The sequence below is a fragment of the Shewanella sp. SP1S2-4 genome, assembly GCF_031932075.1.
Classification (GTDB): Bacteria; Pseudomonadota; Gammaproteobacteria; order Enterobacterales; family Shewanellaceae; genus Shewanella; species Shewanella baltica.
The window spans coordinates 19,158-31,969 of sequence record NZ_JAUOET010000040.1 but is presented as its reverse complement, the minus strand read 5'-3'; the positions used below and the strand labels follow the sequence as shown (position 1 = coordinate 31,969).

The following is a 12,812-nucleotide window of genomic DNA, read 5'->3' as shown; positions in this document are numbered from 1 at the left end:
AGCATAAAAAAACCTGCATAATGCAGGTTTTTTTATTTGCTGAAGATTTTCTTGAATTAAGAATATAGCGAATAAGCTTATTTCTTACGCCAAGTGGTACCACTTGGGCCATCTTCGAGTTCAACGCCTAACTCATTCAAACGGTTACGCGCCACATCCGCCGCAGCCCAGTCCTTTTCAGTACGAGCACGGTTACGTTCAACAATTAAAGCTTCAATTTCAGCCACTTCATCATCACTACCGCCGCCTTGGAAGAAAGCTTCAGGCTCTTGGCTTAATAAGCCTAGCACATCCGCTAACTGCTTTAAGGTGACCGCTAATGCCGAGGCTTGTACCATATCGGTCAGTTTTATGCGATTGATCTCACGCACCATATCAAACAGCACTGAATAAGCTTCTGGAGTGTTGAAATCATCGTCCATCGCCGCTTTAAATTTCGCGACAAACTCTTCTGCTGGCGCCGCAGCGACAGTCAAGTCGACATCTTTAATGGCCGTATACAAACGCTCTAAAGCTGAACGAGCTTGTTTCAAGTTATCTTCTGAATAGTTCAGCTGGCTACGGTAATGGCCAGATAACAGGAAATAACGCACAGTTTCAGCATCATAGTGACCAAGTACATCGCGAATAGTGAAGAAGTTGCCTAACGACTTAGACATTTTTTCACGGTCAACCATCACCATGCCAGTGTGCATCCAATAGTTCACGTATGGCGTGTCATGGGCACAACAAGACTGGGCGATTTCGTTCTCATGGTGCGGGAACTGCAAGTCAGAGCCGCCGCCATGAATATCAAAATGCAGACCTAAATGCTTACTGTTCATGGCCGAACATTCAATATGCCAGCCAGGACGACCCGGTCCCCATGGGGATTCCCACGTTGGTTCACCAGGTTTAGACATTTTCCACAACACAAAATCCATTGGATTTTGTTTGGTTTCGTCCACTTCAACCCGAGCACCGGCTTGCAGTTGATCTAAATTCTGACCCGATAAACGGCCGTAATCAGGATAGGAAGCCACGCTGAAAAGCACATCACCATCACTCGCCACATAGGCATGACCACGGGCGAGTAATAACTCAACCATGTCGATGATTTCGGCAATATGCAGGGTTGCGCGCGGTTCAAAGTCGGGGCGCAACATATTTAAGGCATCGAAGTCTTGATGCATTTCACCGATCAAACGCTCGGTTAAGGCTTCACAGCTTTCGTTATTCTCGTTAGCGCGCTTGATGATTTTGTCATCAACATCGGTGATATTGCGCTGAAAATTCACTTCATAACCCGCGTAACGCAGGTAGCGCACTATCATGTCAAAGGAAACAAAAGTACGGCCATGACCAATATGACAGAGATCGTATATGGTCACACCACACACGTACATCCCGATTTTTCCGGGAGTAATCGGCTTAAATTCCTGTTTTTGGCGGGTAATACTGTTGTAAATCTTCAACATCGATATTCTCTTCAATGATACATTCAGGTGTAAAATCAAGGAGTCAGTCTATCACGGCCTGACAGGTTTTGAATACTGCACTTTGCGCGCAATCCGAGATAAGTTAGAATCGCGCCACTATTTACAGAGAGTATGAAAACATGATCACATTACACACCAATTTGGGCGACATTAAACTGCAACTGAACGCTGAAAAAGCGCCGTTAACAGTGGCAAACTTCATGAAATATGTTGACGAAGGTTTCTTCGACGGCACTATCTTCCACCGTGTGATTGACGGTTTCATGATCCAAGGTGGTGGCTTCAACGAAGACATGAGCCAAAAACGTTGTAACGAGCCAGTGAAGAACGAAGCCAATAACGGTTTATCAAACCGTACTGGTACTGTCGCTATGGCGCGTACTTCAGATCCACATTCGGCCACTGCGCAGTTCTTCATTAACGTGAACGACAACACTTTCCTCGATTTTAAATCAGAAACCTCACAGGGCTGGGGCTACTGCGTATTCGGCGAAGTTGTTGAAGGCATGGATATTATCGAAAAAATCAAAGCAGTTAGTACAGGTAACCGTGGGATGCATCAAGATGTACCATTAGAAGCTGTAGTGATTGAAAAAGTCAGCGTTGCGGCATAATCCCTGCGAATGCGAACTTTATTTATAGGCGATCTGCACCTAAGTGCAGATCGTCTTGATATCACCCAAGCGTTCACTCGCTTCCTCGACACTGAACTCGATGATGCCGACGCCCTTTATATCCTAGGTGATTTGTTTGAAGTCTGGGTTGGCGATGATATTGCCTTGCCTTTTGCCCTTGAACTCGCCGAAAAACTCAAGCAAGTATCACAAAAGCTGCCGGTGTATTTCATCCACGGCAACCGTGACTTTATGTTAGGCAAGCAATTTGCGCGCGCCGCAGGAATGCAAATCTTACCCGAAGTGACGTGCCTGAATTTATACGGCATAGAGACGGTTATCTTACACGGCGACAGCTTGTGTACTTTGGATAAGGCCTACCAACGCTTTCGAAAACTGCGCAGTTTGTCACTGGCGCGTTGGCTATATGGTTGTTTATCCAAGAAAACCCGTCAGGGCATTGCCGATAAAATTCGCAGCAATAGCAAAAGTAGCAATCAGCAAAAAAGCTATACCATCATGGATGTTGAGCCCAATGCGGTCGATGCGTTATTTGCCAAGACCCACACCAAACATATGATCCACGGTCATACCCACAGACCCGCCATTCATCAACTTGCCAATGGCTGTCAACGTATTGTGGTTGGTGACTGGTATGAGCAAGGCAGTGTGCTGAGTGTCAGCGCCAAAGGGATTAATTTACAATCGTTACCCTTCGAGCAGGCAACTTAAGTTAGCTTGCTTATTATTGACCTTGTTTGAGTTTAAAAACGCTTCATATTAACGGTTCGAGCGAACCGTTAATCGTTTTAGCCATATCGACTTAATTCATCAATTTTTAAAAAGAAGGTGCTTCAAATCAATTTGCTAGCGGCAATCCACTATGGAAACGAAACTCATCATCCTGCGCCAGAATCAACTCAGCCTCTAACTCACCAAAATACGTTACACGCTCGCGAATATCTTCAGGTGAAACTAACTGAGCTAACGCAAGATAATCTTGATAATGTCGAGCTTCAGAGCGCAGCAGTGACACATAAAACTTACCCAGCTCACCGTCTAAATAGGGCGCCAACTTAGCAAAACGCTCGCACGAACGCGCCTCAATATAGGCCCCCACAATCAACTTATCCCGCAGGATATCTTTCTCATGGGTGGTCACATAACTCATCATGCCCTTGGCATATCGGCCTGCGCGAATATTACGGTATTCGATACCGCGTTTGTGCATCAATTCCAGTACTTGTTCAAAATGATGAAACTCTTCTTTAATCAAGCGGATTAAAGGTGACACTAAATTGGCGGCAAATTTAAAGTTTAGCTTAGGCATCAGTTCGGCCACCAGTTCATTCTTTTTCACATCGCGCGCCAGAAAACTCACCACATCGTGGTCTTGCGAATAGATAAACTCTTCATAGGGTTTAGCCCACGCCAACAGAGCTCGACCACTGTCTTTATCTAACGCATATTTTCGTAGCAAAAATATCGCTGTCTGAGCCGCTTTTAACTCACAGTTACAGTGATCGATCAGCAACTCATCCAAGGAATCTGATTTAATCGCGACATCAATCCAAGTTTGCGGTGTTTCACAGCGAAGAAACGCGTGGATGGGGGCAAGAAGTTGCTGCATGGACTCACTCAATCTCATTCTGAATATCGCGCTATTTTACGCATATTTACTCATAAGCTATAGCATTAGGCTTCAGTAAACTTGACGCGCTGAACTTTTTGTTCAATAAATAATCTACACTCTAAAGAACTGAGATCCTGATCACACAGCCTCTCACTTCTGTATGTGTCACCAATCGTCAGTTAAAGGAACAGGACACCATTTTAACCTCGATTGTGGAGCTGTTATCAGCTCGTCTGACGTTTGGCGAGCCATTCATCAATGCTGAACAAGGATAATTATAATGATACTGAATCACTTAATGGGGCTATACACTCATCCTAAACAAGAGTGGCACACAATTGAGAAAAACCATGAGGCACTAAAAAGTAGCTTAAGTCATGTGGTGCTGATCGCTTTAATCCCAGCGATTTGCAGTTATATTGCTACGGCTTATATTGGCTGGAATCCAGGCGCTGGCGATCCTATTTACCTCACACCTCAAAGCGCCATGTTTATGTCAGCTGGCATGTATTTAGGCCTAATTGCGGGCGTATTCGCCCTCGCCTATTTGGCCTATTGGATGGCAAAAACCTTCGATGCAAACCCAACCTACACCCAAGCGTTAGAACTCGCGTCCTACACAGCTACACCATTGTTTATGGTCGGTTTAGCCGCCTTGTATCCAGTGCTGTGGTTTATCATGATCGTGGGATTGATTGGTCTGGCTTACTCAGTCTACTTACTGTACGCGGGTGTGCCGATTATTATGAATATCCCTGAAGAGAAAGGCTTTATCTATGCCAGCTCTATGGTGACCGCTGGTTTAGTGTTGTTAGTAGGGCTAATGGCAACCAGCGTTATTTTATGGAGCCTAGGTTTTGGTCCTATGTATCAATAACCAGTTGAATTAACTGTCACTCACACCAACCAATAGCTCTATCGCTAATCCATAAAATAAAAAAGAAGGCCTAAAAGGCCTTCTTTTTTTGGGTCTGATTAATGATCAGAACAACTTAGCTTAATTTAACTTAGCTTCGTTGAGTTGAACTGTTTGACTCATTTCATCAAACCAATTCAATCAAGCTAATTCTATTAAATCATTCGAAAGAATCACGCAGCGCTACAGTTAAGTTAAACACTAAATTATCCGCTGACGAATCTTTGCTGTCTGCACAGAAATAACCTTCACGCTCAAACTGATAAGCTTTTTCTGCTGGCGCATTCACTAGGCTTGCTTCAGCAAAACCGTGCACTACCACTAAGGATTCAGGGTTTAATACTTCGTCCACAGTCTCTGCCGCAGCAGGATTAGGATCGGTAAATAAACGCTGATAGAGACGGAATTCAGCTGGTTTAGCAGTAGATGCCTCAACCCAATGGATCACACCTTTAACTTTACGGCCATCAGCAGGATTTTTACCTAAGGTTTCAGGATCATAAGTGCAGTAAACCGTCGTGATATTGCCTTCGCTGTCTTTGTCACAACGCTCAGCTTTAATCACATAGGCATTACGTAAACGCACTTCCTTACCTGCTACCAAACGTTTGTATTGTTTGTTGGCTTCTTCTCTAAAGTCAGCCACATCAATCAATATTTCACGGCCAAAGGCTAATTCGCGTGTCCCCATGCTCTCATCATTTGGATGAGCGGCCGCTTGAATATACTCAAGTTCACCTTCAGCATAGTTTTCGATGATCACTTTCAATGGACGTAATACAGCCATCGCACGCGGTGCATGTTCGTTCAATTCTTCACGAATACACGCATCTAACATGCCGACTTCAATCATATTCTCTTGTTTAGTCACGCCGATACGTTGGCAGAACTCGCGAATTGACGCAGGCGTGTAACCACGGCGACGCAGGCCAGCAATCGTTGGCATACGTGGGTCGTCCCAACCTGATACTAATTTGCGAGTCACAAGGTCGTTTAGCTTACGCTTAGACATCAAGGTATATTCGAGATTTAAGCGTGAAAACTCGTATTGACGAGTACGATTCGGCGCTTGAAAATCATTCAAATTATCCAACACCCAATCGTATAAACGACGGTTGTCTTGGAACTCTAAAGTACATAAAGAGTGGGTAATATGTTCTAACGCATCAGAAATACAATGGGTAAAGTCGTACATTGGGTAAATGCACCACTTGTCACCCGTTTGGTGGTGATGGGCAAAACGAATACGGTAGATGATAGGATCGCGCATACACATGAATGGCGACGCCATATCAATTTTGGCACGCAGCGCACACTCACCTTCTTTAAAACCACCGTCGCGCATCTTAGCGAATAAGGCGAGGTTTTCTTCGACTGATGTGTCGCGGAAAGGACTGTTTTTACCTGGCTCTTTTAACGTGCCACGGTATTCGCGAGTTTCATCAGCATTCAAGAAACACACATAAGCCAAACCTTTATTGATCAGTTCAACTGCATATTGATGTAACTGATCAAAATAGTTTGATGAATAGCGTACATCGCCATCCCACTGGAATCCAAGCCAACGCACATCCGCCTGAATAGAATTAACATAATCAATGTCTTCTTTTTCAGGATTAGTATCGTCAAAACGTAAATTACACAGACCGTTATAGTCTCGCGCTATCCCAAAATTTAAGCAGATAGATTTAGCATGACCAATATGAAGATAGCCATTCGGTTCCGGCGGGAAACGAGTCTGTACACTCGTGTGCTTACCGCTTTGTAAATCTTCATCTATGATATTACGAATAAAGTTACTCGGACGTACTTCAGTGTCCACATGACTCATGGAATTCCTCTTTGCGAACAATGGCAATTTTAAGAAAACCAGCATGATCCTACAGATCACTACTAGTTACAATGCCTAGTGCTAAAAACTATGGTTTTTGACCGGCTGGGTTATAGCAGCGATAGTAAAACAATAAAAGCAGCCATGAAAGCTGCTTTTATCTTTGACCTAACTAAGCTGACATTTATTACTCAGTCATGTTGACTCAGTAAATCTTACTCGGTAATGATGCGGATCCCCGGAATGATCTGCTGGGTTCTTCTGCCCTTACGTTTCAGCCACTGATAAAAGGCCACTAACGCAAAGAGGAAGAAACCAATCCACAGACTCGATTGCACAGGATGCTGCGTAAAGGTTGCCGCTTGATAGACCACAGTCGCTGAACCATAGGCCAGTGAGAAAGTCCACGTTGCCGCAAATGTCGCCCAACGGGAACCAAACTCATGCACTAAAGCGCCCATCGCCGCAACACAAGGGGTATACAGCAAGATAAACAGCAAGTAAGAGAACGCCGCAATTTTACCACTGAAACCAGCTTGCAGAGCACCGAAGGTCGATGTCGCGACGCCTTGCTCTTCCGCTATCGCTTCTTTATTAGTCAAATCACCAACCGACAACTTCAGCGGATCTTCCAGATCAATTCCAAACAAGTTTGCAGGAATCGTCGCCAGAGCCGCATTAAAGCTTTCACTCAAGGGTGTCAGCTCTTCATCAGCGGGCGCAGCAGTGCTGTACAAACTGTTTAAGGTACCAACAACCGCTTCTTTAGCAAAAATACCTGTGATAATTCCGACCGTTGCTGGCCAGTTATCCTGCTCTATGCCCATAGGTGAGAAGATTGGCGTGATTTTTTGGCTCGCGACACTCAGCAAAGATGCTTGGCTGTCTTCATGGCCGAAAGTGCCATCAACACCAATGGCATTGATAAAGTTTAGTAACGTCACCACCAGCACAATGGTTTTACCCGCACCTAAAATAAAGCTCTTAGTGCGTTTACCAGTACGTACCATAACGGCTTTGAGCTTTGGCATCTCATAGCTTGGCAATTCCATCACCACAGCGCTGCTGGTGCCGGGCAACAGGGTGCTTCTGAGTAATAAACCCGTTCCGATAGCGGCAAAGATACCAATAACGTAAAGCAAGAAGACTAAATTCTGCCCAGAATCGGGGAAGAAAGCCGCGGCAAATAACGCATACACAGGCAGACGTGCACCGCAAGACATAAATGGCGCCATCATACCCGTGACAATACGCTCACGTTCACTGCCTAAGGTCCGCGTCGCCATAATCGCCGGCACAGAACAACCAAAGCCAACAATCATAGGTACGAAAGCTTTACCGGGCAGACCGATGCGGCGCATTAAACCATCGACCACAAATGCGGCGCGCGCCATATAGCCAGAGCTTTCAAGGACTGACAAACCAAGAAATAAAGCAGCGATCACCGGAATAAACGTGGTCACGGTTTGAATACCTTGGCCAACACCACCAGCGAGAATAGTGACCAACCAAGCTGGAGAGCCCATGTTCGTCAAGAATGCGCCAAAGTGGTCGACAAACAACGCACCCGCAAACACATCGAAGAAATCGATAAAAGCGCTGCCAATATTGATGCTGAACATAAACATCAAATACATCACGAACAAGAACACAGGAATGCCAAGCACGGGATGCAATACGAGTTTATCTAATTTATCACTGAGAGTGAGGAATCCCGACTCTTTCACTGAACCTTGAAACACTTTCTCAACGAAATTAAAGCGCGTGGTAGCCACCATCACTTCAATATCATGACCCTGCGAAGAGATAATCTGGGTACAGGTATTTACTTCATCCTGCAACTCAGCATTTTGGCAACTGCCACAACCTGAACCATTGCCAAGCATAGCCAAAGCACGGCCACGGCTTAATTGCGCGTCTTTGCTACAAAGCAACTGCACGCCCGCTTCAATTTGTTCATCGTAATGCAGTACTAATGGTGCTTCAGAGACTCGGCCTTGCAGTAAATCGAGTACCTGTGCTTGCACTTTTTCTACATCGGCAGGATCGCGTGAGCACACACCAATCACAGGGCAGCCAAGCTCTTTGCTCATTTTCTTTAAATCGACTTTGATACCGCGTTTAACTGCAGAATCAATTTTATTCAGCACCACCACCATAGGGATCGCGAGTTCACGCAATTGGGCGGTGAGATATAAATGACGTTCGATGTTAGTGGCATCGACTAAATTGATAATGCCGTCGACACGTTGCTCGGCGAGATATTGCTGCGCAATTTGCTCATCGAGTGAACAATCGCAACTATTGCCCGCAGGCAGAAGATCGTAAATACCCGGTAAATCGGTCAGATAGACATCGGCACCGTTTAAGGTGAAATGACCAGTCTTTTTCTCGACCGTCACACCAGACCAGTTACCGACTTGTTGATTCGCGCCGGTTAGCGCGTTAAAGAGCGTCGATTTACCCGCATTCGGGTTACCGACAGTGACGCAATGAAACTGCTTAGTCATTCGCCTTTTCCACCTCAATGATGTCTGCCAAATCTCTGCGCATACAAAGTTTACTACCACGAATATCCAGTTCGAGACCAGAACCCATAGGTGCGAATCGGATCAATGAAAAACGCGTATGTGGCGTGATCCCCATGGATAACAACTTACGCTTCACGGTTTGTGGCAACGCTAAACGTCCCACTTCAGAAATAATACCGCGATCACCGGGACTGAGTTCGCTTAACTTCATTACGTATTCCACCTTGCAACAGGTTCAGCTCGAAAAACTGCGCCCATTGTAACTGAGCTATGACCCTAATAACTTTACCTAGATCAAGATTTTTGACTGGTAACGATAATAGTTTTCAATTGTGTTGGGTATTATGTGACAAAAATACCAATGAATAAACGGCCAACTGAAAATAAAAATTCACGCCCAAGTGCCCAAGACGGTTATGCGATCGACAGAAGTCAAAAAGCTGTGAACAAATCCCCTACCGAAGCAAACGTGATCAAGGTCACGCTTCCTCTATATCACCAGTAAAATCATCCCTCTTTACAGTGAAAAGACCCTTAGATGTTAAGCGAGTGTCACATATTTGTTCTAATATTAATCAGCTTTAATAAGCTAAATTAGCAATATCGAAAGCGTAAAAATAACAAATATAAATGCACTCGGGAAAAGATGAACATGGAAATAAGGCTAAAGTTCAAAAGCATAGCTAAGGCTATGCTATGTATTTTGTTATCAATCGTGAGTATTTCGGCCTCGGCGACGCCTTGGGATGACAAAAAACCAGAGGATGTTGTCGCGACATTAGACAAAAAATTCGCCGAAGGTAAGTATTCCGCCAAAGGGGCTGACACTTGCCTAATATGTCACAAAAAAAGTGCCGTGGTCATGGCCATTTTTGATGGGGTTCATGGTAATCCCAATGTAAAAGCTTCCCCCATGGCTGATTTGCAGTGTGAAGCCTGCCACGGTCCGTTAGGGAATCATAACAAAGGTGGCAAAGAGCCAATGATCACCTTTGGCGAAAACTCTCCTGTTCCCGCGGAAAAGCAAAACAGTGTTTGTATGAGCTGCCACAATGACAGTCAACGCATCGCGTGGAAAGGCAATCACCACGATAACGCCGATGTTGCCTGCGCAAGTTGCCATCAAGTTCATACAGCCAAAGATCCTATCAGCGATAAAGCCAATGAAGTCGCCATTTGTACCCAGTGCCATACCCAACAAAAAGCTGATATGCACAAACGCTCAGCCCATCCATTACAGTGGCAACAGATGGTGTGCAGTGACTGCCATAATCCCCACGGCAGTTTGAACGATTCAAGCTTGAAGCAAATGAGCGTCAACGAAAATTGCTATAGCTGCCACGCCGAAAAACGCGGCCCTAAACTGTGGGAACATGCCCCCGTCACCGACAACTGTGCGAATTGCCACAATCCCCATGGCAGCGTGAACGAAGCCATGCTGATCAGTAAGCCGCCGCAGCTTTGTCAACAATGCCACGCCTCGGATGGTCATAGCAGCAATGCCTACTTTGGCAATCAAACCAATGCCTTCACTTCAGGTAATTCCTGTATGAATTGCCACGGGCAAGTGCATGGTTCTAACCATCCTTCTGGCAAATTGCTACAGAGATAACAAGGGAATGATCATGCGAACAGCTAAAATGTCTCACCCTAGTGCTTGCTTCTCACTCACTTTGTTAGTATGGGCGATAAGCAGTGTTTTGACTCAAGCACATGCCGACGGTTATGAGCTACAACAGGCGAATCGAAGTGGCATTAAGACAGAGGCATGGAGCTGTAAGCAATGCCAACCTAAGACAGGGCATAGTGGTAATGTCAGTGCCACTCTCGCTTATAACGATGGCGAGGACAGCCGTTTCGGTAACCGCACAGGGACAGATAATGATGGTATCGTTGCCGCCGTCGGTGCGGATATGCTGTACAAAACACAGTCGGGTTATCAAACTCAGTTGGTCTCGGATAAGTTAGGTTTTGATGCGGGCTCAGCCAAGCTCACAACAGGAAGGCCGGGGAACTATCAAATCAACTTAGGCTATAGAGGCTTAGCTAACTATAACCATAATCAACTCAAAAGCCCTTATACCTCATCGCAAGATAAGATGTTGTTGCCCGATAACTGGATAACAGGTGGTACAACACACTCTATGCCTATGCTACAGAGCAGCCTTGTTGGCCAAGATTTAAGTATTCAACGTGATCGCTTTATGATCGGTGGTTACTACGCGGGCAAAATATCACCTGAAGGTGACAATAACAGTCACTACAAAGCCTCGCTAAACTATCAGCATGAAGACCGCAGCGGCGCCAAAAAGACCAGCGCCAATATACTCACCAATAGCGTTATGCTCGCCCAACCTATTGATGACAGTACCGATGAAATCGATGCCAGAGTCTATTTTAATGGCACTGGCTGGCAAGCTGGCATCAATAGCCAAGTCAGCCAATATAAAAATGATCACCAAGCCATGCAATGGCAATCCGCCTACACGCCCACCTTTGGCGCGGCATACTTAGGTCAAAATGCGGCCGACCCCGACAGTAAAGCCTATCGCGTTGCCGCAGAAGCCTCTGGGGGAGCGAATGGTCAGAATGTGCTAATGCACGCAGGCTTTAGCCGTATGACCCAAGATGACACTTTTATTCCAGCCACCATCAATGGCCCGTCACCGGTCCTGCCTGCGGATACCTTAGATGGCCAAGTGGATATTATTGAAATGATCCTTAAATATTCGGGCCGGATCACCCAAGATTTAAGTGTACAGGCAAGCTACAACTATCAAGACAGAGATAACAAAACGGCCAAATTAGCCTTCCCACAAATCATCACCGACAGTATTAACCAAGGCACTGCTCAAAATAGCCTTTATGATAAGCGAACCAAAAAACTCGAACTTAAAGGCAAATATCGTTTTACTTCAGCCGCCTATGCAGAAGCAGGCTACAGCCGTAACGAAAACGATTACACTGAACTCGACCGCCAATCCGTCGATGAGTCCGGCGTGTTTGCCAAACTGAGCTATCGCTATTCCCCTGCTTGGTCAGCATGGTTAAAAGGAGAAGCACTAGAGCGCGATGGCAGTGAATACGATCCAGTCACAACCACTCAAAGCCAAAGTAACCCTTGGCTGCGTAAATCCTACCTTGCCGACAGAAAAAGGCAAAAAGTCACCTTACACACTGATTATCAAACTGATATCGGCCTCTCGCTGGGCGCCAGCTTGCACAGTGTCGATGACGATTATCACCACACCCAAGTGGGTCTTACTCAAGTGTCCTACCTAGGTTATGACGTATCGGCCCAATATGCGCTGAGTGACGATCTTCATTTCAGTGCCTTTGTTAACCAAGATTGGCGCGACTCAGATCAAGCAGGCAGCAACCACTTTTTAACGCCCGATTGGTACAGCACTGCCGAGGAAAAATCGACTTTAATTGGTGCAGGTTTTAGTTATCAAAACCTGTTCGATAATCACCTCGACATTGGCTTGGACTACAGCTATTCCGATGGACAGAGTGATACCGAGGTCGTCTACGGCATCACCAGTCCCTATGGCGATTTTTATGCCCGCAAACACAATATTAATGCCTACGCCAAATATAAGTTTGCCGACAGTATGTCGCTACGCGTCGATTGGTTATTCGAGAAGTATCAAGATGCTAACTGGCAAAACCAAGGCACATATTGGGACACGATTCCCAACGTACTCAGCTTTGGGGATATGAGCCACGACTACAACGCTCACTATTTAGGCTTGACCTTAAGCTACCAAATGTAACTTAGGCACTGACAGCGCATTCCAAGGATAGAA

General features: G+C 45.6%; 10 protein-coding genes. 5 read left to right on the top strand and 5 right to left on the bottom strand.

The window, feature by feature from the left end; translation table 11 throughout:
• Nucleotides 1–77: 77 nt before the first annotated feature.
• A complete protein-coding gene (gene cysS / locus Q4Q52_RS21230) occupies nt 78–1,457 on the bottom strand; it encodes a cysteine--tRNA ligase (protein ID WP_311991621.1) in 1,380 nt (459 codons plus the stop codon).
• Nucleotides 1,458–1,597: 140 nt separating this feature from the next.
• Here cysS and Q4Q52_RS21225 point away from each other — a divergent pair, with 140 nt between their 5' ends.
• A complete protein-coding gene (locus tag Q4Q52_RS21225) occupies nt 1,598–2,092 on the top strand; it encodes a peptidylprolyl isomerase (protein ID WP_106650139.1) in 495 nt (164 codons plus the stop codon).
• A gap of 9 nt (nt 2,093–2,101) precedes the next feature.
• On the top strand, nt 2,102–2,824 hold the full coding sequence (locus Q4Q52_RS21220; RefSeq protein WP_311905550.1) for a UDP-2,3-diacylglucosamine diphosphatase: 723 nt from the start codon (nt 2,102–2,104) through the stop codon (nt 2,822–2,824).
• A 127-nt stretch (nt 2,825–2,951) separates the two neighbouring features.
• Here Q4Q52_RS21220 and miaE read toward each other — a convergent pair whose 3' ends face one another.
• Nucleotides 2,952–3,722 carry a tRNA isopentenyl-2-thiomethyl-A-37 hydroxylase MiaE gene (gene miaE / locus Q4Q52_RS21215; RefSeq protein WP_311991620.1) on the bottom strand — a complete coding sequence of 257 codons (771 nt, stop codon included), beginning with the start codon at nt 3,720–3,722 and terminating at the stop codon, nt 2,952–2,954.
• 283 nt (nt 3,723–4,005) lie between these two features.
• Between miaE and Q4Q52_RS21210 the strand changes: the two genes are divergently transcribed.
• Nucleotides 4,006–4,602: a Yip1 family protein gene (locus Q4Q52_RS21210; protein ID WP_006081117.1), complete on the top strand. Its 597-nt coding sequence runs from the start codon at nt 4,006–4,008 to the stop codon at nt 4,600–4,602.
• A gap of 199 nt (nt 4,603–4,801) precedes the next feature.
• Here Q4Q52_RS21210 and glnS read toward each other — a convergent pair whose 3' ends face one another.
• From glnS to Q4Q52_RS21195, 3 genes are all read right to left on the bottom strand, one after another.
• Nucleotides 4,802–6,472 (bottom strand): glutamine--tRNA ligase, encoded by a 1,671-nt coding sequence (glnS, locus tag Q4Q52_RS21205; protein WP_106650136.1) that lies wholly within the window; start codon nt 6,470–6,472, stop codon nt 4,802–4,804.
• A 215-nt stretch (nt 6,473–6,687) separates the two neighbouring features.
• Entirely contained in the window at nt 6,688–8,982 is a 2,295-nt protein-coding gene (gene feoB / locus Q4Q52_RS21200; RefSeq protein ID WP_300476063.1) for a Fe(2+) transporter permease subunit FeoB, read from the bottom strand.
• The gene (locus Q4Q52_RS21195) at nt 8,975–9,214 is read right to left on the bottom strand and encodes a FeoA family protein (RefSeq protein WP_311991619.1); all 240 of its coding nucleotides are present in this window, start codon (nt 9,212–9,214) and stop codon (nt 8,975–8,977) included. The genes feoB and Q4Q52_RS21195 overlap by 8 nt, the downstream gene beginning before the upstream one ends.
• A 435-nt stretch (nt 9,215–9,649) precedes the next feature.
• On the opposite strand from Q4Q52_RS21195, the gene Q4Q52_RS21190 reads away from it, so the two are divergent.
• Together Q4Q52_RS21190 and Q4Q52_RS21185 are read left to right on the top strand one after the other, a co-directional pair.
• Nucleotides 9,650–10,615 carry a DmsE family decaheme c-type cytochrome gene (locus Q4Q52_RS21190; RefSeq protein ID WP_311991618.1) on the top strand — a complete coding sequence of 322 codons (966 nt, stop codon included), beginning with the start codon at nt 9,650–9,652 and terminating at the stop codon, nt 10,613–10,615.
• Between the two features lie 13 nt (nt 10,616–10,628).
• Nucleotides 10,629–12,779: an MtrB/PioB family decaheme-associated outer membrane protein gene (locus tag Q4Q52_RS21185; RefSeq protein ID WP_311991617.1), complete on the top strand. Its 2,151-nt coding sequence runs from the start codon at nt 10,629–10,631 to the stop codon at nt 12,777–12,779.
• Nucleotides 12,780–12,812: the final 33 nt, after the last annotated feature.